Source organism: Nocardiopsis sinuspersici (assembly GCF_001998325.1).
Classification (GTDB): Bacteria; Actinomycetota; Actinomycetes; order Streptosporangiales; family Streptosporangiaceae; genus Nocardiopsis; species Nocardiopsis sinuspersici.
This window is the reverse complement of the sequence record NZ_MCOK01000001.1, coordinates 4,877,190-4,902,238: the sequence shown is the minus strand read 5'-3', so window position 1 is coordinate 4,902,238 and position 25,049 is coordinate 4,877,190. Positions and strand designations below refer to the sequence as shown.

At 71.2% G+C, this 25,049-nt stretch carries 25 protein-coding genes; 12 read left to right on the top strand and 13 right to left on the bottom strand.

Annotated elements, in window-relative coordinates:
• Positions 1 to 885, bottom strand: coding sequence for an amidohydrolase family protein (locus NOSIN_RS21230; RefSeq protein WP_077692439.1), 885 nt, complete (start codon positions 883 to 885; stop codon positions 1 to 3).
• A 66-nt stretch (positions 886 to 951) separates the two neighbouring features.
• A complete protein-coding gene (locus NOSIN_RS21225) occupies positions 952 to 1,437 on the bottom strand; it encodes an Lrp/AsnC family transcriptional regulator (RefSeq protein WP_077692438.1) in 486 nt (161 codons plus the stop codon).
• A gap of 189 nt (positions 1,438 to 1,626) precedes the next feature.
• Here NOSIN_RS21225 and NOSIN_RS21220 point away from each other — a divergent pair, with 189 nt between their 5' ends.
• Together NOSIN_RS21220 and NOSIN_RS21215 are read left to right on the top strand one after the other, a co-directional pair.
• Entirely contained in the window at positions 1,627 to 2,871 is a 1,245-nt protein-coding gene (locus tag NOSIN_RS21220) for an MFS transporter (protein ID WP_077692437.1), read from the top strand.
• A 452-nt stretch (positions 2,872 to 3,323) separates the two neighbouring features.
• Positions 3,324 to 4,676, top strand: coding sequence for an MFS transporter (locus tag NOSIN_RS21215; protein ID WP_077692436.1), 1,353 nt, complete (start codon positions 3,324 to 3,326; stop codon positions 4,674 to 4,676).
• Between the two features lie 62 nt (positions 4,677 to 4,738).
• Here the strand turns inward: NOSIN_RS21215 and NOSIN_RS21210 are convergent, their stop codons facing one another.
• The 4 genes from NOSIN_RS21210 to NOSIN_RS21195 all read right to left on the bottom strand — a co-directional run bounded on the left by NOSIN_RS21210 (position 4,739) and on the right by NOSIN_RS21195 (position 8,581).
• Positions 4,739 to 5,479 carry an anti-sigma factor gene (locus tag NOSIN_RS21210; RefSeq protein WP_077692435.1) on the bottom strand — a complete coding sequence of 247 codons (741 nt, stop codon included), beginning with the start codon at positions 5,477 to 5,479 and terminating at the stop codon, positions 4,739 to 4,741.
• Complete coding sequence (locus NOSIN_RS21205) at positions 5,476 to 6,087, bottom strand: sigma-70 family RNA polymerase sigma factor (RefSeq protein ID WP_077692434.1); 612 nt, start codon at positions 6,085 to 6,087, stop codon at positions 5,476 to 5,478. Before NOSIN_RS21205 ends, NOSIN_RS21210 begins: the two co-directional genes overlap by 4 nt.
• 139 nt (positions 6,088 to 6,226) lie before the next feature.
• Positions 6,227 to 6,877: a fasciclin domain-containing protein gene (locus NOSIN_RS21200; protein ID WP_077692433.1), complete on the bottom strand. Its 651-nt coding sequence runs from the start codon at positions 6,875 to 6,877 to the stop codon at positions 6,227 to 6,229.
• An 84-nt stretch (positions 6,878 to 6,961) separates the two neighbouring features.
• Positions 6,962 to 8,581 carry a molybdopterin-dependent oxidoreductase gene (locus NOSIN_RS21195; protein WP_077693694.1) on the bottom strand — a complete coding sequence of 540 codons (1,620 nt, stop codon included), beginning with the start codon at positions 8,579 to 8,581 and terminating at the stop codon, positions 6,962 to 6,964.
• A 248-nt stretch (positions 8,582 to 8,829) separates the two neighbouring features.
• Here NOSIN_RS21195 and NOSIN_RS21190 point away from each other — a divergent pair, with 248 nt between their 5' ends.
• Complete coding sequence (locus NOSIN_RS21190) at positions 8,830 to 10,434, top strand: OmpA family protein (protein ID WP_077692432.1); 1,605 nt, start codon at positions 8,830 to 8,832, stop codon at positions 10,432 to 10,434.
• Between the two features lie 331 nt (positions 10,435 to 10,765).
• On the opposite strand, the gene NOSIN_RS21185 is transcribed toward NOSIN_RS21190, so the two are convergent.
• From NOSIN_RS21185 to NOSIN_RS21165, 5 genes are all read right to left on the bottom strand, one after another.
• Positions 10,766 to 11,500, bottom strand: a complete 735-nt coding sequence (locus NOSIN_RS21185; RefSeq protein WP_077692431.1) for a hypothetical protein — start codon at positions 11,498 to 11,500, stop codon at positions 10,766 to 10,768.
• 121 nt (positions 11,501 to 11,621) lie between these two features.
• On the bottom strand, positions 11,622 to 13,022 hold the full coding sequence (gene lpdA / locus NOSIN_RS21180; protein ID WP_077692430.1) for a dihydrolipoyl dehydrogenase: 1,401 nt from the start codon (positions 13,020 to 13,022) through the stop codon (positions 11,622 to 11,624).
• Between the two features lie 241 nt (positions 13,023 to 13,263).
• Complete coding sequence (locus NOSIN_RS21175) at positions 13,264 to 14,085, bottom strand: DedA family protein (RefSeq protein ID WP_077692429.1); 822 nt, start codon at positions 14,083 to 14,085, stop codon at positions 13,264 to 13,266.
• A gap of 115 nt (positions 14,086 to 14,200) precedes the next feature.
• Positions 14,201 to 16,072: a hypothetical protein gene (locus NOSIN_RS21170; protein WP_077692428.1), complete on the bottom strand. Its 1,872-nt coding sequence runs from the start codon at positions 16,070 to 16,072 to the stop codon at positions 14,201 to 14,203.
• Between the two features lie 399 nt (positions 16,073 to 16,471).
• Complete coding sequence (locus NOSIN_RS21165; RefSeq protein WP_077692427.1) at positions 16,472 to 17,587, bottom strand: winged helix DNA-binding domain-containing protein; 1,116 nt, start codon at positions 17,585 to 17,587, stop codon at positions 16,472 to 16,474.
• 288 nt (positions 17,588 to 17,875) lie between these two features.
• Between NOSIN_RS21165 and NOSIN_RS21160 the strand changes: the two genes are divergently transcribed.
• Positions 17,876 to 18,472, top strand: coding sequence for a GNAT family N-acetyltransferase (locus tag NOSIN_RS21160; protein ID WP_077692426.1), 597 nt, complete (start codon positions 17,876 to 17,878; stop codon positions 18,470 to 18,472).
• Between the two features lie 554 nt (positions 18,473 to 19,026).
• Entirely contained in the window at positions 19,027 to 20,460 is a 1,434-nt protein-coding gene (gene rox, locus NOSIN_RS21155; RefSeq protein WP_077692425.1) for a rifampin monooxygenase, read from the top strand.
• Here the strand turns inward: rox and NOSIN_RS21150 are convergent.
• Positions 20,453 to 20,824 carry a hypothetical protein gene (locus NOSIN_RS21150; protein WP_077692424.1) on the bottom strand — a complete coding sequence of 124 codons (372 nt, stop codon included), beginning with the start codon at positions 20,822 to 20,824 and terminating at the stop codon, positions 20,453 to 20,455. The genes rox and NOSIN_RS21150 overlap by 8 nt on opposite strands.
• A 7-nt stretch (positions 20,825 to 20,831) precedes the next feature.
• Positions 20,832 to 21,413, bottom strand: coding sequence for an ATP-binding protein (locus tag NOSIN_RS21145; RefSeq protein WP_236743409.1), 582 nt, complete (start codon positions 21,411 to 21,413; stop codon positions 20,832 to 20,834).
• Between the two features lie 264 nt (positions 21,414 to 21,677).
• Between NOSIN_RS21145 and NOSIN_RS21140 the strand changes: the two genes are divergently transcribed.
• The 7 genes from NOSIN_RS21140 (at position 21,678) to NOSIN_RS21110 (ending at position 25,025) form a co-directional block, all read left to right on the top strand.
• Positions 21,678 to 22,493: a helix-turn-helix domain-containing protein gene (locus tag NOSIN_RS21140; RefSeq protein ID WP_170293672.1), complete on the top strand. Its 816-nt coding sequence runs from the start codon at positions 21,678 to 21,680 to the stop codon at positions 22,491 to 22,493.
• A complete protein-coding gene (locus tag NOSIN_RS21135; RefSeq protein WP_077692421.1) occupies positions 22,486 to 22,680 on the top strand; it encodes a DUF397 domain-containing protein in 195 nt (64 codons plus the stop codon). The genes NOSIN_RS21140 and NOSIN_RS21135 overlap by 8 nt, the downstream gene beginning before the upstream one ends.
• Before the next feature lie 294 nt (positions 22,681 to 22,974).
• A complete protein-coding gene (locus NOSIN_RS21130) occupies positions 22,975 to 23,292 on the top strand; it encodes a type II toxin-antitoxin system prevent-host-death family antitoxin (protein ID WP_227014959.1) in 318 nt (105 codons plus the stop codon).
• A complete protein-coding gene (locus NOSIN_RS21125) occupies positions 23,289 to 23,558 on the top strand; it encodes a type II toxin-antitoxin system RelE family toxin (RefSeq protein ID WP_077692419.1) in 270 nt (89 codons plus the stop codon). Before NOSIN_RS21130 ends, NOSIN_RS21125 begins: the two co-directional genes overlap by 4 nt.
• Positions 23,521 to 23,694: a DUF397 domain-containing protein gene (locus tag NOSIN_RS28050; RefSeq protein WP_077692418.1), complete on the top strand. Its 174-nt coding sequence runs from the start codon at positions 23,521 to 23,523 to the stop codon at positions 23,692 to 23,694. The genes NOSIN_RS21125 and NOSIN_RS28050 overlap by 38 nt, the downstream gene beginning before the upstream one ends.
• Before the next feature lie 324 nt (positions 23,695 to 24,018).
• Complete coding sequence (locus tag NOSIN_RS21115) at positions 24,019 to 24,561, top strand: hypothetical protein (RefSeq protein ID WP_077692417.1); 543 nt, start codon at positions 24,019 to 24,021, stop codon at positions 24,559 to 24,561.
• Positions 24,558 to 25,025, top strand: coding sequence for an ATP-binding protein (locus tag NOSIN_RS21110; RefSeq protein WP_077692416.1), 468 nt, complete (start codon positions 24,558 to 24,560; stop codon positions 25,023 to 25,025). Before NOSIN_RS21115 ends, NOSIN_RS21110 begins: the two co-directional genes overlap by 4 nt.
• Positions 25,026 to 25,049: the final 24 nt, after the last annotated feature.

The window sequence follows — 25,049 nt, the reverse complement described above, 5'->3', positions numbered from 1 at the left end:
TCAGAGGCCGAACAGCCGGGCGGCGTTGCCGTACAGGACGGCGCGCAGCCAGTCCGCGCCCAAGTCCAGGCCGGCCAGGGCCTGGAGCTGTTCGAGGTAGGGGTAGGGGATGTTCGGGAAGTCCGTGCCGAGCAGGACGCGTTCGGCGACGTCCTTGAGCCGGGGCAGTTCCTCGTCGGGGAAGGGCGCCCAGAGTTCGGTGAAGGCGGTGAACACCATCGTGGTGTCCAGGTGGACGCGTTCGTGGCGCTCGGCCAGGTCCAGGAACGCGCCGTACTCGGGCGCCCCGGCGTGCGCGATGACGGCGGTGAGGCGGGGGTGCTCGCGCATGACCTCGGTGAAGGGCCCCGGGCCCGTGAAGGGGCCCGCCTCGGGGCCCGAACCGCAGTGGACGACCACGGGGGTGCCCGCGTCGGCGAGGGTGCCCCACACGTCGGAGAGCAGGGGGTCGCGCGGATCGTAGCGGCCGACCTGGAGGTGGGCCTTGAACACGCGGGTTCCCGCGTCGACCGCGGCGGCCACGTAGTCGCGGGCCCCGGGCTCGGGGTAGAAGGTGGCGCTGCGCAGGCAGTCGGGGTTGCGGTCGGCGAAACCGCACGCCCACTCGTTGAGCCAGGCGGCCATGCCGGGACGGTGGGGGTAGGAGAGGGCGGTGAAGTGCCGGACCCCGAACCCGCGCAGGAGGGCCAGGCGCTCGTCCCCGTCCCCCCGGTAGGTGATCGGCCACAGGCCGCCGAGGGCGTCGAAGTGGTCCCACACCTTGTTCAGCACGTTGTCGGGCATGAAGTGCGTGTGCACGTCGATGAGCCCCGGGAGCCCGAGGTCCCGCCAGACCGCGCGGACGGCGGCGGACTCGGAATCGGCGTCGGTTGAGACTCGTGTCACATCGGACACGATACGGGCAGGTCCGGCCGCGGGCCACGGGCGGCCCCGGGTGTGTGCCGTGCGGGCTCAGGCCCGGCGGCGGGTGCGTCCGTTGGCCGGGGCGATGCGGTGGTTGTGCAGGTGCTCGTAGACGATCGACGCGCGCACGTCGGCGACCTCGGGGCGCTCGGTCAGCTTGTCGATGACGAACGCGTACAGGCTGTTGTTGTCGGGCAGGGCCACGTGGACGAGGAAGTCCTCGCTGCCCGAGGTCACGAACACCGACAGGGTGTCGGGCAGCGAGCGCACCCAGTCGCGGAAGGCCTCGATGTTGTGGCGTGAGGGCTTCACCACGCTCACGGTGATGAGCGCCTGGACCGGACGGCCGATCTTCTCCAGGTCCACGTCCAGGAGTGAGCCCCGAATCACACCCCTTTCCCGCAGCGCACGGGTCCGATCCAGGGTCGTCGTGGGCGAGGCGCCGACCGCGGCGGCCACATCGCGGTTGGTTTTCCGTGCGTCTGACTGGAGTTCGGCCAGGATCGCCGTATCAAGTTCGTCAAGATCAGGCATGCGGCCATTGTACCCGTATTAAGTACGGAATGTTGTTTATTCGTCCGCTATATGCATAGGATTTGAGAGAAAAGGTCGTATTTGGCTCGCCTGGAAGCGATCCTTCCGAGGCAGGCAGTGTCGCCCCGCCGTTCGGCCCCGCTCAGGTGCGATGACGCACCACCGCAGAACACAAGGGACGTCCTGATCATGAGACCTTCCCCTGTCGCGGCCGCCACCGACCGACCGTCGGTCCGCCCGCGCCTCAGAGGCCGCACCCTGGCCTTGGCCGCCGTCGTCTGCGCGGCCCTGAACCTGCGCCTGGTGGTCACCTCCCTGTCGCCCCTGCTGACCACGATCGGAGGGGAGTTCGGGTTCACCGCCACCGTCGTCGGCGTCCTCGGCACCCTGCCCCTGGTCGCCTTCGCCGTCTTCGGCCTGGTCACTCCCGCGATCATGCGCCGCCTGGGGGCCGAGTCCACCGCCGTGCTCAGCATGCTGCTGGCCGGCGTCGGCCAGGCCCTGCGCGCCTTCGCACCGGACACCGGCACCCTGCTGGTGCTCACCGGCGTCGCCCTCACCGGCGCGGCGCTCGGCAACGTGGTGATCCCGCCGCTGATCAAGCAGTACTTCCCCGACCGCCTGGCCTCCCTGAGCACCGTCCAGATGGTGGCCATCCACGTGGGCGCCCTGTTCCCGCCGCTGGTCGCGGTGCCCCTCGCCCAGGTGGCGGGGTGGCGCTTCGCCCTGGGCTGCTGGTCGGTGATCGCACTGGCCGCCTCCCTGCTGTGGGCGCTCCAGCGCGGCCGTCCGCACCCGGCGGCCGCCGCCCTCCCGAACGGCGGCCCCGCCCTGGCCCGCCCGATCTGGCGGGTCGGCATGGCCTGGCGGACGGCCCTGCTCTTCGGCATGGTCACCTGGAACGTCTTCACCCTGTTCACCTGGCTGCCCACCCTGATCACCGACGCCGGACACAGCCCCGCCATGGCCGGGAGCATGGTCTCCCTGATGGTCGGCACCAGCCTGCTGTTCGGCCTGGTCGCGCCCACGCTCACGCTGCGGTCCTCGAACACCTTCCCGATCATGGCGACCGGCCTGACCGGGTACGCGGTCGGCTACGCGGGCATCGCCCTGGCTCCCCAGTTGACGCCGCTGTGGGTGGTCTTCCTGGGGCTGGGCACCAGCCTGTTCGTGGTGACCATGACGATGATCAACGCGCGCAGCACCACCTCGCGGGGCGCCGCGGACCTGTCCGGGTTCGTGCAGGGCGTGGGCAGCGGTTTCGCCCTCGGCGGCCCACTGCTGTTCGGCCTGCTCAGCGAGCTGACAGGGACCTGGACCGCCTCCTACCTCCTGGTGGCCGGCGGTTCGCTGGCGGTCGCGTTCGTCGTGGCCTACATCGAGCGCGTTCCGTGGAGCATCGAGGCCGCCGCCGCTGGCCGCCGTCCCGCCTAGCGCGGCGACCGCCGGGACCGGCCGGGTCGGGCTCCAGGCAGCGGTCGCCGGGGTCCCTCCCGGCACCGGAGGAGGCGGGGAGCCCTCCGGCGGGCCTCGTGGCCGGACCCGGCCATCCCCGCCAGGTGTGCGGAGCCGGCCTCCCGGACCTCCTCCGCCGTCGTTCCTGGCAGTCGCCTTCCCTTCTCGCGGGCACCATCGCTCCCACCGGTCTCGGCAGGACCGTGGCGTCCGGCCTTCCACATGCGGCCAGCACAGGCTCTTTCGCACCGTCGTGCCTGCTCAGAGTGCCTGTGAATTCCCGTGGGCGGCGACGGCCCGCCCGTTCCCACCCCTGGGAAGAGCAGCCGTCTACACCACGTCCGGAGCGGATTTTCCAGTCGATCTCCGCCGTGCGGAGCACAGAACCATCAAAGCCTCGCCAATACGGGCAAGAAGCGCATAATGACGACATGACCCCTCGACAGGCCACCCGTCCGGGTATTCGGACGGGTCAGCCGGTCGTGACGACGGCACAGACGGCACAGCAGTCCAGCCCATCACGGCCCTCCCAGGAGCCCCCGGTCGACAGTGCGGAGCAGTTCGTTCCCCTCATCCGCAACCGCGACTTCCAACTCCTCTGGACCAGCCGGTTCCTCGCAGGGCTCGGCAAGGAGAGCGGTGAGGTCGCCTACCCCCTCCTCGCCCTCCTCCTCGCGGGGTCGGCCACGCAGGCGGGGATCATCGGCGCGTCCCAGGTCACCGTCGCCATGGTCACCGCCGTCATCGGCGGATCGCTCGCCGACCGGGTCGACCGCAGAACCGTCCTGCTGTGCTGCGACCTCGGACGCCTCACGCTGCTGTCCCTCTTCGTCGCCCTCCTGGTCACCGAGAACGTCACGTTCCCCCTCATCGTGGCCGTCGCGGTCGGCTCCGCGGCGATGATGGGCGTCTCCAACCCCGTCGCGATGGCCTCCATCAAACAACTGGTCCCCGCCCCGCAGGTGGCCGAGGCCTCCGCGCAGAACCAGATCCGCTTCTTCACCACCACGGCCCTCGGCGCGCCCGTCACCGGGACCCTCTTCAGCCTGGGCCGGGCCTTCCCCTTCGCGGCCGAGGCCTTCAGCTACCTGGCGTCCGCGGTGCTGGTGCTGTTCATCCGCCGCCCCATGCAGAGCCGCGAGTGCGAGCCGCCGGACCGGTGGACCCTGCGCGACATGGTCAGCGGGTTCACCGTGCTGGCCAGGAACCCGATCCTGCGCCCGATGATCCTGTGGATCGTCGGATTCAATCTCACCTTTACTCAGACGGGCGCCTCACTGGCCCTCATCGCGACCGCCGAGAGCCAGGGCGCCAGCAACTTCCAGATCGGGCTGACCGTCTCCCTGGCCGGGACCGGCGGCCTGGTCGGAGCCCTGTTCGCCGGGGTGGTCGTCAGGTGGGTACGCCCGTCGGCCACCTTCCTCGCCGCCGCGTGGTCCGCCCCCGTGTGCGCGCTGGCGCTGCTGGCCGCGCCCAACGTGATGACACTCGGTGTGCTGATGGGCTGCGTGTTCGCCATCGTGCCGTGCGTGAACGCCGTGTTCCACGGCTACGTCGCCGCGTCGGTCACTGACGGCTACCAGGGACGCGTGCTGGGCGCGGTCACGTTCATGGCGCTGGTCTCGCAGCCGATCGGCATCCTCGGGATCGGGGTGATCTTCGACCTGGCCGGACCCACCTGGGTCTTCCTGACGATGGCCCTGGTGTCGGCGCTCGCCGCCCTGTTCAGCCTCTCGCCGGTCATGCGGGACCTTCCCCGGCCGGAGGACGTGTCCGTGTCCTGACCGGGGATCCTCCCGGGCCCGGCGTCCGCGACGCGGGTCGGCCGCCGCGGACGCCGGAGCGGTCAGCTCTCGAAGGGCACCGCCACGAGCGGATCGGAGGTGGGCTGTTCGGAACCGCCCTCGGGCTCGACGGTGACGGCCACGCCCTCGGTCGCCTCGTCCTCGGGATCGGCCAGCACCGGGAGTACGAGACCGGACTCGTCCACGGCGAGCACCCCGGCCGAGTACACGCTGCCGTCGTCGCGGGTCAGCCAGAGCTGGTAGTCCTCGCCCTCCAGTTGCTCCAGGCCGTGTGCGCTGAACACCAGTCGTCCGGCGCGCTCGGAGTGCACGACGGTCACGGACACGCCCTCCACGGGCTCGGCCGAGACGTGGTCGGCGTCGGGCGCGGAGAGCACGGCCGCGATCTGCCGTTCGTTCTCCCGCAGCTCTCGCACCTGGCGGACCTGGTCCAGGACGACCACGCCCAGGGCGACCACGACGGCCAGGCAGGCGGCCAGCACCAGGCCCAGGCCCCGGGTCCAGAGGCTTTCGCGCGCAGCGGGCAGGCGTTCGGGCGCGGGGGCGAGCTGCCGGGTCCGCGCCACCTCCTCCAGCACACGCCCGCGCAGGTCCGACGGGGGCGTGGTCGCCGCGGCGGAGCCCAGCAGGGCGGCGGTCTCGTTGAAGCCGCGGATCTCCTGTACGCAGGAGTCGCAGTCGGCCAGGTGGTCCTCGAAGCGCACGCTCTCGCCCGGTGGCAGGGCGCCGAGGGCGTAGGCCCCCGAGAGGATGTGCGGGTCCTGGTTCAGTCTCCTCCTCACCACTCCACCCCCAGGCAGTCGCGCAGACGGATCAGACCGTCGCGCATCCGCGTCTTCACGGTGCCCAACGGCGTGGAAAGCAGGCGGGCCACCTCACGATAGGTGTATCCGCCGTAGTAGGCCAGGCGTACGGACTGGCACTGGAGTTCCGTCAGGGTGTCGAGGCAGCGGCGCACCCGTTGCGCCTCCAGCCGGTCGGTGGCCTCCTCGGCCACCTCGTCGTAGGGACGCCGGGTGTCCGAGGCCGCCGCTCGCGCCTCACGGTCGGTGGCCGCCTGTTCGGAGCGCACCCGGTCCACCGCCCTGCGGTGCGCGAGCGTCATCACCCACGCCTGGGGGCTGCCCCGCCTCTCGTCGTAGCGGCAGGCGGTGCGCCACACCTCCACCATCACCTCCTGCGCGACCTCCTCGGACTGGGCGGGGTCGCGCAGCACGCGCCGGACCAGCCCGTACACCGACGGACTGGTCAGGTCGTAGACCTCCGCGAACGCGTTCTCGTCCCCGCGCGCCACCAGGCGGAGCAGGCCGGTGAGCCGCTGGGCGGGCGGCGTCGGCGGTTGCGCCCCGACCCCGCGGGGACCACGGGGTATCGCGGCTTGCTCGTCCATCCCGCTCCTCTTCCTGGTGTTCCCGCACTGCCTTGTGCGTCCCGTGAGGTCCCGCGCGCACGGACGGCGGGACGGTGGTCCCGGACGGCCCGGCGTCAGCGCTCGGGCCGCCCGGGGGTCGAACCGCCCTCGGGCGCTCCTAGGAGGGCATCAGCACACCGTCGATGATGTAGACGGTGGCGTTGGCCGTCTGCACGTTGCCGCAGATGACGCCCGCCTCGCCGTTGACCGTGAACTCCTCGCCGGAGCCCTCGGTGGTGACCTCCCCGCCCTGGAGCGAGGTGAACGTGCCGTTCTCCAGGTCGGACGGGGTCTGGCGCCCCTCCACCACGTGGTAGGTCAGCACCTCGGTCAGTTGCTCCTGGTCGGCCAGGAGGGCGTTGAGGTCCTCTTCGGGGATCTCCGCGAAGGCGGGGTCGGCCGGCGCGAAGACGGTGACGTCCTCGGCCGAGTTGAGGGTATCGACCAGGTCGGCCTCCTGTACGGCCGTCACGAGGGTGGACAGCACCGGGTTGTTGGACGCCGCGGTGGCGACCGGGTCGTCCGCCATGCCCTGGAAGCTGCCCTCGCCGTCGGCGGGCACCTCGGCGCAGCCGGAGCCGAAGTTCTCGCCCGCGGTCTCGGTCGTGGCCTCGCCGCCGTCCGTGTTCGCGCCGCTCTCGCTCTCACCGGTGGTGGGCGTCTCCTCCGTGTTCTCGGCGCTGTCTCCCGCACCGCCGCCACAGGCGGTGAGTCCGAAGGCGAGCGCGGCCGCGGCGGCTGTGGCGGTGAGGGTGGTCTTGCGGATCATGTCTTTCTCCTTCAACTTGAATAACTTCGTTTAACTTGTGTCACCGCGCTTTCGCGGGTGAGGGCTTTACCGGGGGCCTCGTCCCTACTCGGCGATGAACTGGACCTTGTGCCGGCCGGTCGCGCCGTCGGGGATCGGTTCGACCCGCTCCGAGGGCTGGGCGAATCCGGTGGCGTCGGTGGCCCGGACCTCGACCGAGTGCCGGCCCGGTTCGACGGCGGTCTCGGCCACCCACTGCACCCAGGTGTCGATCCCGGGCACCGCGGCCAGCTCGGCGAGCCGCCACTCGCCCTCGTCCACGCGCACCTCGACGGCGTCGATCCCCCGGCGTTGCGCCCAGGCCACCCCCGCCAGGACGACGTCGCCGGAGCCGACCCTGCCGAGGGGAGCGGGTACGTCCACGCGGGACATGGTCTTGACGGGAGCGCGCACCGCCCAGCCGCGCTGTGCCCAGTAGGGCTGCTCGTCCTCGAAACGGGTGAGCTTGATGTCGGTGACCCACTTGGTGGCACTGACGAACCCGTAGAGGCCGGGGACGACCATGCGCGCCGGGTAACCGTGTGCGTGGGGGAGGGGCTCGCCGCCCATGCCGACGGCCAGGAGCGCGTCGCGCCCGTCCATGACGACCTCGGTCGGTGTCCCGCAGGTCCAGCCGTCGTCGGAGGTGCTGAGGACCTGGTCGGCACCGGACCGCACACCCGCGCGCCGCAGCAGTGCGGCCAGCGGAAAGCCCAGCCAGCGGGTGTTGCCCACCAGATCACCGCCCACCTGGTTGGACACGCAGGTCATGGTGATGTCGGCCTCCACCAACTCCATGGCGAGCAGCTCGTCCATGTCGATCTCGAACGGGCGGTCCACCATCCCGTGCACCCTCAACGTCCACCTGGTGGAGTCCAGCCGTGGAACGGTGAGGGCGGTGTCGATCCGGTAGAACTCCCGGTTGGGCGTGGTGAAGGGGGGCAGTCCGGGAATCCCGAGGTCGGTCGCCGCGGGCAGCGGGGGCAGGGGGTCGGCCGCTGGAGGCAGCGCGAGGGAGGACCGGGAGCCCGCGCCGCCCAGTGACGGCAGCACGCGCCCGAGGGCACCGGCGGATCCGGACACGGCCAGGACTCCTGCGGCGGTGAGCACGAAGCCGCGCCTGCCCGGGCCCCGGTCCGGTCCGGTCGCGAGAGGGGCGTCCTTCTCAGCGTCCGCCGGTGTCCGCGGGTCCCCCATCCTCCCCGGCTGGAAGGTCCTACGGGCACTCCACAGCAGGAGCGCCAGAGCCAGGGCCCCCGCCACCGCTCCGACGACCACGGGCACCGGGGTTCCCGGGTCGTCGGAGCGGTGCGGAAGCACGGCGGCCAGCCCGACCGCCGCGAACACCGCCAGCCCCGCGTACCCGGCGATCGGACGTCGCAGCGCCGCCACGCCGAGTACGGTCCCCGCACCCAGGAGGACGGCGACGATTCCGGAGACGAGCACGACCTTGTCGGCTCTGCCCAGCAGATCGATCGCCGCCTCCACGAGGGCCGGCGGTGAGGCGTCGACGACCGTGTCGCCGACGGCGACCACCGGTGAAGCGGTGCGGAGGAGTCCTGCGGCCAGCTCCGCGGCGCCCAGTGAGGCGGCCACGGTGAGCAGCCCCACGACTGATCCGACGACGACCCGTCGCCTGTCGCGTGGCGGGGTGTTCCCGCGTGTCTCGGTGGTCACGTCGGTTATTCGGGACCGGTGCGGGAGCGGATGGGTCTCTTGGAGGAATTCTTTTCCGTGCGGCCACGAGAGGGGCGCGAACCGTGTGGAGGCGGTGGGTCGGCCGGACCTTCGGGTGCGGATCCTCCTCCCATGCCGGGACACGGCCTCCCGAAGGGTGCCGTATCCAGCCAACAGGGGACGGGGCGGTCGGTTCGACCCCGTGAGTGCAGGAGGATGTTGCCCGTACGTCTTCTCAACGATCGGAGTTCCCCCACATGGCGCGGAAGACGCCCCTCACCGTGGTCGCGCTGATGGTTTCGGGCAGCCTCCTACTCAGCGGCTGCACGGTCACCGCGGACGTGTCCGACTGGTGGTCGGAGACGTTCGGAGACGCCTCGGGACCGCCCGAGGTCAAGGAGGAGTTCCCCTACGTACGCGAGGGCCGCATCTTCCAGGACACCGGCCAGGACACCGAGATGCGCTTCGCCGTCACCGGCCTGGAGCGCACCGACGAGTACACCGTCATGTACTACGAGATCACCTATCCCGGCGAGTTCTCCGGACCCAACCGGAACCTGAGCATGGCCCACACCCTCGTGGACCCGCTCACCGGCCGGGTCTACCGGCAGTTCCTGGACGAGGAGGGCCTCAAGTACGGCTCGGAGAGCCCCAACCAGGACGGCCTGTACCCGGTCCACGACGGGGTCACCAACGAGTACGTGCGCTACTTCCCGCGCCTTCCCGACGAGGTCGCGCAGGTCACCTTCGTCGGCAGCGGCCTCGGCGCCATGACGGGCATCCCCGTCCAAGACGTGGAGGAGGAGCGTCCGGCTCCGGATGACCCCAACGGCGCCGACCACCTCACCCCGGACGACCCCCCGCCGAGCGGCGAGAACCTCACCTTCGCCAATCGCCGCCCCGACGAGGAGGCCGTGGCCGACGAGGGCTGGGTGCAGAGCTTCGTCGACTCCGAGATCGCCTCCACCACCCGTGACGGCGACCGCGAGATCATCTCCCTGCACTCCGACGTCATGTTCGAGTTCGACCGCTCGGACCTGACCGCCGAGGCCGAGGACGTGGTACGCCGCGCGGCCACCACCCTGGCCGACAACGTCGACCCCGACGAGCCCGTCATCACCGTCATCGGCCACACCGACGGCGTCGGCGAGGAGGCCTACAACGACAACCTGTCGGTGAAGCGCGCCGAGACCGTGCGCGACCTGCTCGCCGAGGAGCTCGGCACCGACTACACCCTGGAGGTGGAGGGCCGCGGCGAGGACGAGCCGATCGCCCGCGAGGGCGGCCCCGACGACGACGCGGCCCGGGCCCGCAACCGGCGTGTGGAGTTCTCCTACGTCTTCGACACCACCACGGAGGCCACCGAGGAGGAGGAGTACGACGACGACGGCCTGGGCGCCGCCCAGCGCAGCGCCACCTGGCCCGCGCCCTACAGCGACGACCCGGGGTCCGTGGTGGCCGAGGGCGAGCTGGAGGGGGTGCGCCTGGAGGTCTACCCGCTGCGCCGCGACGGCGCGTACGTCATCGGGACCGTGTCGCTGACCAACACCACCGACGAGCCGACCATCCCCGGACTGGGCGGCCAGGAGGCCGTCCAGGCCGGTGCCCCGGAGCAGTTCAGCAAGGGCACGCTCGGCGGCTTCCAGCTCCTGGAGCCGGAGAGCGGCCTCGTGCGGTACGTGGCGCGGATGGACTTCGGCGAGGGACGCCAGAGCAGCTTCGCCGACGAGGTGCACATGCTCCAGCCCGGCAACACCTACAACCTGGTCGCGGTGTTCCCCGCGCCGCCGGTGGACGTCGAGGCGCTGACGCTGAGGGCCGGTCCGTTCGGCGAGTTCGAGGAGATCCCGGTGGAGTACTAGGCAGCGCTTGCTCTGGGGCTCCGCTCCGCACGCCCGTCACCCTCAACGGACGCCTGCGGCGCGGAGCCCTCCTTGTCCAGGCGCCCTGTGGGCGGGAACCCTCGGATCCTCCGGTGTGAGGGTTCGGCCCGCGCCGGCGCCCGCCACCGCCCTCGAACGACGGCCTCCGGCCGCAGTACCTGTCGTCCCGCTCACGCATCCTCCAGAACCCCGCCGGCGCCCGAACGACACCCCCAGGGGTTGACCAAGCACTCATCCGGCAAGTGAGGGGGCCACCGCCCGGTGGCCCCCTCCGCCGTCCGTGGAGGACCCGCCGTCCGCGGGAGGCTCCTCAGCCGCGGATCTGCTCGGCGGCCAGCATGACCACCCGCTCCAGGTCCTCGCGCGGCACCTCTTCGGACTGGGCGATCGCCGTGACGTACAGCTCTCCGGGCAGCGACAGGTACAGGTGGCGGCTGGAGCCGTCCACCGTGCCCACGTACTCCAGTTCGCCGCCCAGGGAGTCGGCCTTGTCGGTGTGGTAGTTGTCCACGTCCACGTCGATGTCCACCTCCCAGCCCATCTCCTTCTGCTCGCCGGGCACCCGCACCACGTCCGGGTTGACGCTCGGGTCGGCGTTCAGGGTGAACACGAGGGTGAACGAGGGGGTGTCGGGCCCGGTGCCTCCGTCGCTGAACGAGCACACCACCTGCTCGGCGCCGTCGATCCCCTCCACCTCGCCGACCTCCTCGGTGAGGACGGTTCCCGGCGCCAGGTCGCCGACGACCTCGGCGGCACCGGCGTCCGCGCACGACTCGGGCAGGCCGTAGCCCGCCGCGGTCTGCTCCTCCTCCGCCTCCTCCTCGGGGCTCGCACCGGCGGAGGGCTCCTCGCCCGGGGACTCCTCGCCGCCTCCCCAGGAGAAGCCGTCTCCCCAGGAGAAGCCGTCTCCCCAGGAGAGGCTGAGGTCCATGTCGGACTCGTCGATGTCGACCACGTCGAAGCCGACGAGGACGACTCCGCCGACGACGATGACGGCGGCGGCCGTGCCCAGGCACGACAGGGGGGTGGACGGGATCAGTCGCATGGGTGGCTTTCGGGTCGGGGGAGTGCCGGGCGACGGGAGGGACCCCGGCGGGGGACACAGGAAACCTAGCAAGTTCCCGGTGTCCCCATCGCGCGGGCGGCGCTTCCCGGGATCCCGGCCCTCACATGTTGATCATGTGACCGGCGAGGCCGTGCACGGCCTCCTTGACCGCCTCGCTGAGCGTCGGGTGGGCGTGGATGTTGCGCGCGACCTCGTGCACGGTCAGGTCCCACTGCTGGGCCAGGGTCAGCTCGGGCAGCAGCTCGGTGACGTCCGGGCCGATCAGGTGGGCGCCCAGGAACTCCCCGTACTTGCCGTCGGAGAGGATCTTGACGAAACCGCGCGTGTCCCCGAGGCCGTGCGCCTTGCCGTTGGCCATGAACGGGAACTTGGCGACCTGGACGTCGAAACCGGCCTCCCGCGCCTCCTTCTCGGTGTAGCCGAAACTGGCGATCTGCGGCTGGCAGTAGGTGGCGCGCGGGATGAACCTGTAGTCGATCTCCTGCGTCTCCGCGTCCGCGATGGTCTCGGAGGCGACGATGCCCATGGCCTCGGCGGTGTGGGCCAGCATGAGCTTGGCGGTGACGTCGCCGATCGCGAAGATGTGCGGGACGTTGGTGCGGCCCCGGGAGTCGATGGCGATGGCGCCCCGCTCGGTCAGCTCCACGCCGGTCTTCTCCAGGCCGTAGCCCTCCACGTTGGGAGCGAAGCCGATGGCCTGGAGGAGCTTGTCGGCCTCCAGGGTCTGCTCCTTGCCGTCGCTGCTGACGGTGACCCGGACGCCCTGGCCGGTGTCCTCGACCGACTCCACGCGGGTGGAGGTCATGAGCTTGACGCCGAGCTTCTTGTAGGCCCGGGCCAGCTCCTTGGAGACCTCCTCGTCCTCCGTGGGCACGATGCGGTCGAGGAACTCGACGATGGTGACGTCCACGCCGTAGTTGGCCAGGACGTAGGCGAACTCCACGCCGATGGCGCCCGCGCCGGCGACGACGATGCTTTCGGGAAGGGTGTCGGTGAGGATCTGCTCCTCGTAGGTGACGACCCGCTCGGACAGCTCGGTGCCGGGCAGCAGCTTGGTGGAGGAACCCGCCGCGATCACCGCGTGGTCGAAGGTGACGGTCTCGGCGCCGTCCTTGCCGTCGACCTGGATCGTGTGGTCGTCGGTGAAGGTGCCGCGCCCGTCGATCTCGGTGATCTTGTTCTTCTTCATGAGGTAGTGGACGCCCTTGACGCGTCCGTCGGCCACCTCACGGCTGCGGCTGTGGGCCTTGCCGAAGTCGAACTCGACCTTGCCGTCGACCCTGATGCCGAAGAGGTCGGCGTCGTTGTGGAACAGGTGGGCGAGTTCGGCGTTGCGCAGCAGGGCCTTGGAGGGGATGCAGCCCACGTTGAGGCAGACCCCGCCCCAGTACTTCTCCTCGATGACGGCGGTCTCCAGGCCGAGCTGTGCCGCGCGGACGGCGGCGACGTAGCCACCGGGCCCCGCGCCGAGAACCACCAGATCGAAGTGTCGCTGTCCCATGACGGGATCTCCTTGAGTGTGTTTGTGACGCACCCAGCGCAGTCGGCTTGCCCGGGTTGTCGGATTGCCGAACGCCAGCCTAGTCGTGTGCCCGCCGCACGTGGGTGACCAGGCGCTTTCCCGCACTCACTTTCCGCGATGCCGCCCGGTCGCCGCAGGTCACACCCGGTCGGGCGGGCGGCGCGGTCGGGGGGCGTCCCCGTTCCCGGCCCCGGTTTCCCATGGTGCCGGTCCAGCGCGGTCAGCCCCGCGCCGCTGCCTTGGCGGCCCGGTTCTTCTTGATCGCGGGGACGAAGGCCATGAGCAGGATGATGCCGATGGAGACCCAGAGGGCGTACTTGTCGACCATGAGGACGATGTCGACCCCGGTCTGCCCCGCCGCGTAGCCGACGGACGCCACGGTCGCGGTGAGGAGCAGGGCGCCGACGACGTCCAGGGCCATGAAGGCCGCCAGGCGCATCCCGGTCCAGCCCGCGATGACGTGGACGAGGGCGGAGGGGACGCCCGGCACGTAGTTGAGGAGGAGGGCGACCCTGATGATCCAGGGGTTCATGCTCTGCGCCCCGTCGGCGAAGCGCTGGGCCTTCTCGCCCGGGGCGAGGAGGTTCACGATGCCGCGGCCCCAGCGCCGGCCCACCCACCAGAACAGCCAGTCGAGCTTCACCTTGCCGAAGACGCCCGCCACCACGACGAGCCACATCGGTAGGTCACCGACCCGGGAGAAGGCCGCGGCCGCACCGATCGCCGAGGTGCTGCCGGTGACGAACTCCAGCAGAACCGGGTGGTGGGCGATCAGGAAGGGCTTGAACGGCGTCATGGCCATGAAGAAGAGGGGGAGCCCGAAGAAGGCGGCCATCAGGGCCTTGTCCTGCCGTGTGGCCTTCCCCTGCCAGGGCTTCAGGGCACGGAGGGCGGCCTGGGCCTCCTCCTTCTTCCTCTGCTCCCTCTCCCTCTCCCGCTCCTCCTTCGTCGGGAGGTCCCCGGCCTCCCGTGGGGACTCCGGTCCTGTCTGCCGGACCGCCGGGTCCTCGTCCGTGCGGTCGCCGTTCTCTGTCGTCGCCATATGACCGAGTCTCATGGATCGTGCGCTCTGCGCGTAGTCGTGGGAATCAGCGGATCGGTGTGAGAGTCAGCAGCTCGGCGGCATGACACATGTCATGTGGAGGGCGGGGTTTCGGTCAGTGCTCGGAGTCGGGCTGTGCGGGCCGTTTCCAGCCGGGCGCCCACGACCAACTGTCCGAGACGCCCGGGGGCATGGGCGGCAGCAGGTGCGCGCCGGGACGCCGGTCGTCGACGTCCTCCGGCGGTTTCGCGGAGTGCCGTGCCCGGTGCCCCGGCTCCGCGTCCCCCACCGGTCTCGTGGAGTGCCTCGCCTCGTGCCTCGCCTCCGGGGCCTCCACGGGCTCGGGGGGAGGGGCCGACGGCTCGGCCCACGGATGTGGTTCGGGTGCCTCCGGGGACCTCCACGGGCTCAGCCCGGGCTCCTCCGCCGCGGCGAAGTCGTCCCGGTAGCCCAGCGGTGTTCCCGTTCCCCACTGCTCGGGTGCCTCGTGCGTCGCCACAGGCTCGTCCCGGTGCTCCGGCGAGGGCGGATGGACCGGCGGCATGCCCCACGGGCTCGGGCCGGGCTCCTCCTCCAGGGCGGCGGACTGGTCCTGGTGACCCAGCGGTGTTCCCCACGGGCTCGGTCCAGGCCCTTCCTCCGCCGTGGCGGGGTCGTCCCGGTAGCCCAGCGGTGTTCCCGTTCCCCACTGCTCGGGTGCCTCGTGCGTCGCCACAGGCTCGTCCCGGTGCTCCGGCGAGGGCGGATGGACCGGCGGCCACTCCGGAGCGGCGCCGGCCTCGGCCAGGGGGTCCTCCTCGGATTCCGCGTCCAGGGCCTTGAACGCCGCCGACATCGGCCCCGAGTCCACCTCGGCGAAGTGTGCGGCCACCCCGAAGTGGCGGGGCGCCCGGTGGGTTCCGGTCTCGTCGTGCTCGATCGGCGGCGCCATCGGGTGCCGCACCGCACCGGCCGGGTGGATCCGCGACCACCAGGCGGCCACCTCCCCGTGGCTCAGCTCCTCCACGACCTCCAGCGACCCCGTGATGTGCGGGTGCCTGCGGCCGGCGCGCCAGGAGTGGGTCAGCGACTGCGGCTCCAGCACCAGCACGCGCTCGCCGTCCACCACCGGGATGTCCCCGGGGTAGGCCTCGTTGCCCACCCACGTGCCGTCGCCGCCGACCAGGTCCCACTCGCCGCGCACCACGTCGGCCAGCGGGTCGGCGGGGGCGTCCAGGCACGCGGCGGTCCACCGGGGGTCGGGCCGGGTGCCCGGCACCATCCGGCCCTCCTTGCCGATCAGCGCGTCCGCGAGCAGCGTGTGCAACTGGAAGTTGTCGCCGATCCCGTCGAAGCGCACACGGAACCCCCGCCACGAGGCCCGTTCCATCACCAGGAGGGTGTCCGCCTCCGCCATCCGCAGCAGTTCGTTCAGCTCGACGAACTCGCTGAGCTGCGTGGAGAGGGCGTGCACGATCTGGGTGAGCCCCTCCAGCGCGCTGGAGTCGGCGCGCACGGCGGCGCGCATTCCGGGGTCGCCCAGCATGGCCTTGGCGGCCAGCCCGTAGCGCAGCGACGTCCACCAGCCCGCTGTGGCCAGGGGAGCGTTGTCCCCGAGGACCTCCTCGACCCGCTGCTCGTCGGCTTCGGACACGTCGTTGGGCGAGGGCGGCGGTCCGCCGCCCGTCTTGTCCCACGCGTGCATGAACGCCGCCGCGGCCTGGCCGTAGCTGCCGAGCTGGCGCAGCACCTCCAGCCCCACCTGCCCTGCGGGCGCCCCGGACTCCACCAGGGCGCCGGCGAGGACGGCGAGATCGGCCGCGATTCCCGCGAGGGGTTCGGTGTCGCTCAGAACCGGCGCCAGCGCCTCCAGGGCGGTGGCGAGTTCTTCCACGGGCACCTGGGAGGACAGCCGGAACACGTCGTGCACGGCCGCCGGAAAGTCGGGTGCCTGGTTGGCTGCGGTGTCGAGCACACGTTGGAACGCGGCGCGGAACTCTTCGGTCACTCGTGAATCCTTCCATACCCACACGTAGTGTCCGAGGTCTGGCTACATGCCTCCATGGTGGACACCGGAAAAAAGGGTATAAACCGGGCTTGTTTCAGTGGGTGGGCGCGACCCGGGCCGGTCCGTGAAAGCCCGACGGGGACGGCCGGGGGCATTCCGGGGCGCGGCCTGAGACGTCCCGGGACGATCCGGGTGAGAGGGCCCGGGTGAGAACGGCCCGGGACGCCGGCCGAGGGGCACGAGGCGCTTCGAGAGCGGCGGGCGGGGGCGGTCCGGGGCGGCTCCCGTGAAGGTGGACCCGGGAGTGCGCGAGCCGACCCGTGAGCCGGCCCGTGAGTCGGTCCGAGCCGATCTGAGACGGGCCTCGGACGACCGGGGGAAGCGGCGCGGCCCCAGGGGTCAGGCGGGCCGGGCGAACCGGACCTCGTGCCCCTCGTGGTCGGGCACCAGGAACCCCAGCAGCCCCAGGCCCTCCGACTCCGCCTCCTCGCGGCCGGCGCTCCCGAACGGCGCGAAGGGGGTCACCTCCAGCGCGGCCCTCCCCCTCTCCCGGACCACCTTCCACGCGCCGCGCACCTCGCCGTCGACGAGCACCGTGGCGGGCGGCATCCCGTTGCGCGAGGTGAGCCGCCTCAGGTTCTCGGCGGAGACGACCCGGCTACGGTCGGCGTGGCCGCGCAGCAGGTTGTCGAAGTCGTAGAGGAAGCGCACGGGCGCACGAACGTCCGGCCCCGGGCGCGGGGCGCCGGGGAGGTCGAACAGTTCGGCGCCGTCCTCACCGCGCAGGACCACGAGCCTCTCGCGCAGGCGGTCCACCACCCCGCGCAGCCGGGTCAGCCCCGACCACGCCTGCACGTCCCTCACGGTGGCGGGGCCGAACGCGGCCAGGTAGCGGAGCACGAGCGTGTCCGGGTCCGGCTCGGCGTCCATGGGCAGCCCGGTCCAGACGTCGGCGGGCGCGAGCGCGGGCGCCCCGGAGGCGCCCCACACCCCGCGCGGGGGCACCTGGACGGCCGGGAGCAGGCAGCGGACCACGTACGCGAGGTCGTTCGCGGGCGTGTCCGTCCACCGCTCGGCCAGGCGGGCGCCCAGCTCGGAGGGGGTGAGCGGCGCCTTCTCCAGGAGGGCGCGGCCGGCGTCCACGACGGCGTCCAGGTCGACTCCCGCGGTGGCCTTCCCGTGGCTGCTGCGCGCGAGGTCCCCGGCGATGGCGTCCTGGACCGTGGAGCGCAGACGGCGGCAGTCCTGCGGCGTGACCAGGTGGAGGGTGGAGCGCATCAGCGGGAGACGGACGAGCTCGCCGTCGGTGAGCAGGCCCCCGACCGTGTGGGGGTCGAGGTCCTCGATCCGGCTCTGGAGGCCGACGTACCAGGTGTGCGTGGTCTGCGCCTGGAGGCCGACCAGGTGGTCGACGACCTCGGTGACCGGCCGGTCCACCCGCCGGAGGAGGAACTGGCGTGCGAGGGTGGCGCGGTTCAGCGCACGCCGTGAGAGGACGGTGTCGGTGGCGGCCATCGCTCGGTTCCTCCAGGGCTACCGGTCAGTGGGGGAACACTACCGACCGGGTCCGACAGGACGGACCGCGGCGCCCGACCGGGACGGGACGCCCCCGCGAGCTCCGCTCCGGTGCGCTTCTCCGACCGGCTTCGACCGGCTTCGACCGGCTCCGACCGGCTCCGACCGGCGGCGGGCCGGGACAGGCCGGACTGGTCGGATCATGTGAGGTGCCCCACCTGCCTACCGGTTCGTTGCTCGACACTACAATCCACAACGGACATAACGACGTATACCGGAGGAGTGCCCATGTCGTGGTCCGAGCAGTCGCGAGTCCAGTTGGAGACCGAGCACGTGATGCTCACCCCACTGGTGGAGACGGACCGCGAGGGGTGGCGGGAACAGGCCATGGACCCCGACATCTGGACGCACTTCGTCACCCGTGTGGAGGACGAGGCGAGCTTCGTCCGGTTCTTCTACTCCTACCTGGCCGCCAGTGACGGCGGGAAACGCACGACGTTCACCATCACGGACAAGGCGAGTGGGCGCGTCGCGGGCAGCACGAGCTACAGCAACATGGCCGAGGAGGACCTGCGCCTGGAGATCGGCAGCTCCTGGCTGGGACGCGAGTTCCGCGGGCGCGGGATCAACCACTGGTCGAAGTACCTGCTGATGCGGCACGCCTTCGAGGAGATGGGCGTCGAACGGGTCGAGTTCAAGACCGACGTGCTCAACGAGCGCGCCCGCCGGGGCCTGCGCGCCATCGGCGCCACGGAGGAGGGCGTGCTGCGCGGCTACAACCCCATGCCCGACGGGCACCGCCGGGACGCGGTGTACTACTCGGTGCTCAAGGCCGAGTGGCCCGACGTGCGGGAGATCCTGGAGGAGGGTCCGAGCTTCCGCTGAGGTTCGGCGCCGGGCCCTCGGGCGGGCTCCACACGCGGCCTGGTGCCGCTCGTGGCCGTCCGCGGGTCACGGCCGCCCAGGCACCGGGAACCCGGATGCGCGCTCATCCGCCGGGACGCCCGTGAGGAGTCCGGGGAGGCGGGCGCGGTCCACGGGGGCTCGGAGCCGGTGTCCCGCCGTGCGCTCCGCGCCGTCCGCGGGACTGGTGCGGTCCGCGCTGCCGTGCGCGGCGCCGCTTCGCGGGGAGGCGGGCCGTACACGTGGATGGCGGGGGTAAAAATACTCCCCGCCACTCTTAACTTATAGCGCACCCCGGGGCTTGCGGCAAGACCCGGGTCGTGCCGCAGAATCGTCGATCACAGCCAGGAACCACTGACGTGTGAACCGCGGACCGCGGGTGCCGCCGTCGACGTGCGGTGCGCACGGGGACGGCGGACCATCCGTGGGACTCGTGGTGCGGCCGCGGGCGTTCGGCGCGAAGGCGCGGGCGGGTGCGCGCGGCCGGCCGCGGGGAGCGGCTGGCCCGAACTCAGCCTTTGTGAACGGGGAATCCCATGATCGACGTGATCATCGCCGGCGGCGGGCCGACCGGCCTGATGCTGGCCTGCGAGCTGCGGCTGCACGACGTGCGCGTGGTCGTGCTGGAGAGGCTGGCCGAGCCGACCGAGCAGTCCCGCGGGCAGGGACTGCACGCGCGCAGCGTCGAGGTGATGGACCAGCGCGGCCTGCTGGACCGGTTCCTCGCGGTCAGTGAGAAGTTCCAGGTCGGCGGCTTCTTCGGCGGCATCGTCAAGCCGTGGCCGGAGCGGTTGGACACGGCCCACCCGTACGGCGTCGCCACCCCGCAGCCGGTCACCGAGAAGCTGCTCAACGAGCGCGCCCTCGAACTCGGCACCGAGATCCGGCGCGGCCGCGAGGTGGTCGGGCTGAGCCAGGACGGGGACGGGGTGACCGTCGAGCTGGCGGACGGCACGCGGTTGCGCTCGCGCTACCTCGTCGGGTGCGACGGCGGACGCAGCGTGGTGCGCAAGCGGCTCGGGGTCGGTTTCCCCGGCGAGCCCTCCACGGTCGAGACGCTGCTGGGCGAGATGGAGGTGACCGAGGACCCGGAGACGATCGCCGCCGTCGTCGAGGAGGTCCGCAAGACCCAGTTGCGGTTCGGTCTCGCCCCCTCCGGGGACGAGGGGCTGTACCGCGTCGTCGTGCCCGCCGAGGGGGTGGCCGAGGACCGCACGGCCGAGCCGGCCCTCGACGAGTTCAAGCAGCGGTTGCGGGCCTTCGCGGGCACCGACTTCGGCGTGCACTCGCCGCGCTGGCTGTCCCGGTTCGGCGACGCCACCCGGCAGGCCGAGCACTACCGGGTCGGCCGGGTGCTGCTGGCGGGCGACGCGGCGCACACCCACCCGCCGACCGGCGGGCAGGGGCTCAACCTCGGCGTGCAGGACGCGTTCAACCTCGGGTGGAAGCTGGCCGCGGCGGTCGACGGCTGGGCGCCGGAGGGGCTGCTGGACAGCTACCACACGGAACGGCACCCGGTGGGCGCCCGCGTGCTGGACAACACCCGCGCGCAGATCACGCTGCTGGGGTCCGAGCCGGGTCCGACCGCGCTGCGGGAGCTGTTCTCGAAGCTGATGGACTTCGAGGAGGTGAACCGGTACGTGACCGGGCTCATCACCGCGGTCGACGTCCGCTACGACTTCGGCGAGGGGCACGAGCTGCTCGGCGGGCGGATGCGCGACGTCGGCCTGAAGCGGGGCGGCCGCCTCTACGAACTGACGCACGGCGGCCGCGGGCTGCTGCTCGACCAGACCGGCCGGCTCTCGGTGGAGGGCTGGGCGGACCGGGTCGACCACGTCGTCGACGTCAGCGGGGAACTGGACGCGCCCGCCGTGCTGCTGCGGCCGGACGGCCACGTGGCGTGGGCCGGTGAGGAGCAGGGGGACCTGCTCGATCACCTGCCCAGGTGGTTCGGCGCCGCCGTCAACTGAGCGAGCGGCCGTGGCCGCCGACGGACTCGGCCGGGTCGCGCGCGGGAGGCACCCGGACCGGGCACGGATGGGGCATGGGGTTGATCGAGGACCACAGGCATCCCGGGTTCGGACAGCTCCAGAAGCCCTCGGGAGCACGGGTGGCGGAAGCCGCGGCCAGTTCCCGCTCCACCTGTTCCAGCCGCTCCGACAGGCCCTCGGAGGTGGGTGCGCTCTGCCACGGCACCGCCTCCGGGCCCAGGTAGAAACCGACGTAGGCGCGCAGCGCCGGAGCCCACATCACCATCCAGAGCCGTCCGCGGCGGCTGCTGAGCCTGCGTGCGGCCTGATACCGCTCGTGGTCGTCCGCGTAGTCCCAGCCCATCGCCGCCTCACCCACCGACGGCGGAGCCGGGAAGGGAGCCGCGACCGCGGGCGGGCCGCCGGTCCAGCTCGAACCACACCGTCGTTCGGCCGTCCTCGTGCAGTGTCCCCCACCTGCTGGCCTGCGCCGCCACCAGCCGCAGCCCCCTGCCGCCCTCGGAAGAGGCGTCCAGGGGCCGCAGGTGCGGCGTGGCCGCCCCGGGAGTGTGCGGCCCCTGGTCGGTGACCCTCACCTGTACCCGCCCCCGTAGACGGTGCAGCGTGACGGCCACTTCGCCATCCTTGCACCCGCTGCGCGAGTGTGTGACCGCATTGTTGAAAAGTTCGCTGACGAGTTCCTGGACCAGCTCGGCCGACCGGGGCGGGAGCGAGGCGGCCGAGGCGATCCGGCGCCGGAGCACGGCGGCCTGCCCGGGAACCCCGGCGAGGGTCAGGGAGTGGCCCGGGTCTGCGGGGGCCGGTTCCACCAGGATCGCCGCGCGGTCGCGGGGGTCGGTCGTGCGGCGGGGCAACCTGGTGGCCTGGTTCTCCTCCGGCGAACTCCCCTCCGGGATATCTTTGCGCTGCTGCATACGGATCACTGATCCCACCCGAACCCCTCTTTCCCGGATCGCCCGTCCTCGCGGGAGGAGAGCGCCTCGCTGGCCTCGGACGCGCTCTGAGCAGCACGGACGCCTCCGAGAGCGGTTGCCGTCCGGTCGTCGCGTGTCCATGGACAACACCATGGACGCTCCGGGGGTCGAACTCCAGGAAAGCAACCAGGTTGGTGAGCAACTGGTGAATTGGTTGTTGCCGGTTGTTTGCCTGTAGGAGAGTGGGCGAACTGGTTTTCCTCCGGTTGAGCGGGTGGACGAGTGGAACGACGCGGCAAGCCGAAATGGCGCAGGTTGGGAACCGAGTTGAGGGTGCTCCGCCGGAGGGCCCAGATGACGCAGGCGGGGCTGGCGCCGTACGCCAGAGTCGTTCCCGCCCAGATATCGGCCTGGGAGAACGGCAAGCGCGGGATGACCCATGCCCAGGCCCGCCGACTCGACCAGGCACTCAACGCCAACGGGTGGTTCGAACGCGCTTATGAAAAGGCCAATACGCCTGATTCGCTGCCAATCTGGTACGAACAGGTCCCCGAAATTGAACAGCGGGTTTCCGAGCTGCGGGAGTACCAGTGCCAGCTCGTTCCCGGCCTGATCCAGACCGCCGAGTACGCCAAGGCCACCATTCGGGACGCCCTGCCGTGGGCCTCGGACGACGAGGTGGACCAGATGGTCGACGCCCGGATGGCGCGTCAGGACATCCTGGAGAAGGGACACTCGCCGCTGGTGTCTATGGTGGTGGAGGAGTTCGTCCTGAGCCGCGTCATCGGTGACGAACGCACCCAGGCGGCGCAGTTGGACTGCGTACTCGACCTCGTGCAGCGGGGCAAGATCCGGTTTCAGGTCGTGCCCTCGGACGTTCGACACCATCACGGGACGGCGGGCCCATTCCGGATCTACACTTTCCCCGACAATCCGCCGCTGGCATCCGCTGAATACGCGGCCGGTGAGGTGCTGATGGAGGATCAGGAAGTGGTGCAGAGGTGCATGACCACCTTCGGCTTCCTCCAGGCCGAGGCGCTGTCGATGGAGGCCAGCGTGGAACTGCTCAGGAAGGTCAGGAAGAGCATTGATGGATAGACACGGTCACGACGGACCCCTGTGGCACAAGAGCAGCTACAGCTCGGGGCAGGGAAGCTGTGTCGAGGTGGCGGAGGGGGAGAGCACGCTGGTGCGTGACACCCAGAACCGCGGTCTCGGCCATGTGGCGTACTCCGCCGGCGCCTGGGCGTCCTTCCTCCGGGGCGTGAAGCTCCAGCATCTCTAGACCCAGTCCTCCTGAAGCAGGTGTAGGACCGCGCCCGACCGCTGGGAACCCGCTGCGGCCGGGCCTCCCCACTCAGTCCCCGCAACGGATCAATCGTTGCGGGGGCTTCTTCGCTCGGAGTCAGCGGACCCGCGCGACCGCACGTGTTCCGGGATCGATCTCGTGGTCACACGTCGAACGGTCTCGCTCGTTCGTCAGCGTCCATCCCCACGAGATCCGTCAGACCCATGTGGGAAGGCAAAAAAGTAAGCCAACCACGCCAGGTTGGCGCGCTGTTGGGGCATGATAGAGGGCATGAGCACCGAGTACGCCGAAGCAGCCGAACCCCATGAGCTGTCCGTGACCGAGGCCCGCGACCACTTCTCCGAGCGCATCAACCGCGCCCACTACGGCGGTGAGGTCACTTTCGTCACCCGTGGCCGCCGTCATCAGCGAGCTGCCGCAATCGTTCCGGCCGACATGGTCGACCACTACGAAGAACTGCTGGACGAGCGCGATGCCCGCATCGCCGCCGAGCGCTTGGCCGACATCAAAGCTGGCCGTTCCACGACGGTGCCCTTCGACGAGGCGATGCGCCAGATCGGTCTGGACGAAGAAGAGCTGGGCCGGTGAGCGACCTCTATACCGTGTCCTTCGCCGACCAGGCGCTCAAGCAACTCGGCGAACTCGACAAGCCCATCCGGCTCCGCATCGCCCGCAAGGTCCAGGAACTGGCGGCCGACCCACGCCCGCCCGGGAGCATCCCACTCAAAGGCGACACTGGCGCCTGGCGGGTGAAGGCGGGCGACTACCGGATCATCTACACGATCCACGACGGTCAGCTCGTGGTGCTCGTACTGAGTGTGGCCCACCGGCGAGAGGTCTACCGAGACCTGTGACTCCGGAGCGACGAAAACAGCTTCGACCGACCGAGTGCTGGTGCGTGACACCCAGAACCGCGGTCTCGGCCATGTGGCGTACTCCGCCGGCGCCTGGGCGTCCTTCCTCCGGGGCGTGGAGCTCCAGCGTTCCTAGGACCCACTGACACGCAGCGGCTGGCCGTTTTTCCGGCCAGCCGTTTTCTGTTGCCCGAAAAGAATCGGCAACCCTATCAATTCGGGCAAACGCAGAACAATAACCCCGGGTGTGCGGGTTAGGTGTCATCGCTCTGGCCAGCGACGACGATCTTTTTTGAAATATCCGGCATTACTTACCGGTACCGTCTCCACCACCCACCCCCGCCCCCTAACATGTTTTCCGAACACACAACTGAACCCACAAAATGACCCCGCAGCGGTCGTAAACCGCTCGGGGCCGTGGCCAGCAAACTCACCACTTCAAGCCAGAAGGATTGCCAGCATGCGCCAGTTTAGCGCTGCCCTCCTCAGCCGTGCCCTCGGCCCGCTGATGGACTTCCTCTCCTCCCCCCGCGGACGCCACTCCGCGGTGGCCGGTCGCCGCCGCCGCTCCACCCGCGTCCGCCGCTACGTTCCCGCGCCCCTCCCCGCGCCCGAGGCCGCGTCCGCCTCCGCGCCCCGCCCGGCGCCTCCGGGCCAGACCGTCCCGGCCGAGGACGTGGCCCTGATCCGGCCCTACGCTTCGCCGGGGCACGAACGTGAGCGGGAGCGTGGCCGAAAGCCCCAGGCCAAGGTCCCCCGGCCGCGTGGCCACCAGCCTTCGCGGGTGCCGGCACCGGCACCGGCACCGGCACCGGTGTCGGCCGAGGCCGAGGTGGCACGCGAGTTCGCCCGGGTCCAGGCCCGCGCCAGGGCGCTGGCCCGGGAGTGGGCGGCCACGCCCGTCCCGGCCGGTGACCTGCTCTCCGGCCCCTCCGAGTGGGACGAACTCGCCGGACTCACCCGCACCTGGCTCGACCGGCAGCGCCAGGCGGTGCCCGCATGAGCCTCCTGTACTGGGAGCCCCGCTCCTACGGGCGCGGCCTGGCCGACCTGTCAGCCGCCCGCCGTGACCTGGCCGGGGACCTGTCCGGCTTCGCCCCCGATCTGGTGGACACCGCCCGGCTGTGCCTGCACGAGCTGCACGCCAACGCCTGCAAGTACGGCCGCCCCGGCGGCGAGGTCACCCGCCACCTGGTCCTGAACGAGGGCCACGTCCTGAGGCTGACCGTGCACAACGACCACGGAACCGGCTCGGTCCCGCGCGTCCCGGTCGAGCGCACCGGCGACGAGTGGGACCGGGCCGAGGGCCAGCGCGGGCTGTTGCTGGTGGACGGCCTCGCCGACGGGTGGGGCCACTACGCCTGGCCGGTCCGGTCGGGCCTGGGCGTCCTGGTGTGGGCCTCCTTCGCCCTGGACCCGGCCGCCGTCCCCCGGGAGGAGGTCGGCTTCGGGATCCCCGTCCGCTGAGCTCCTCCGGGCCGTGGGACCGGT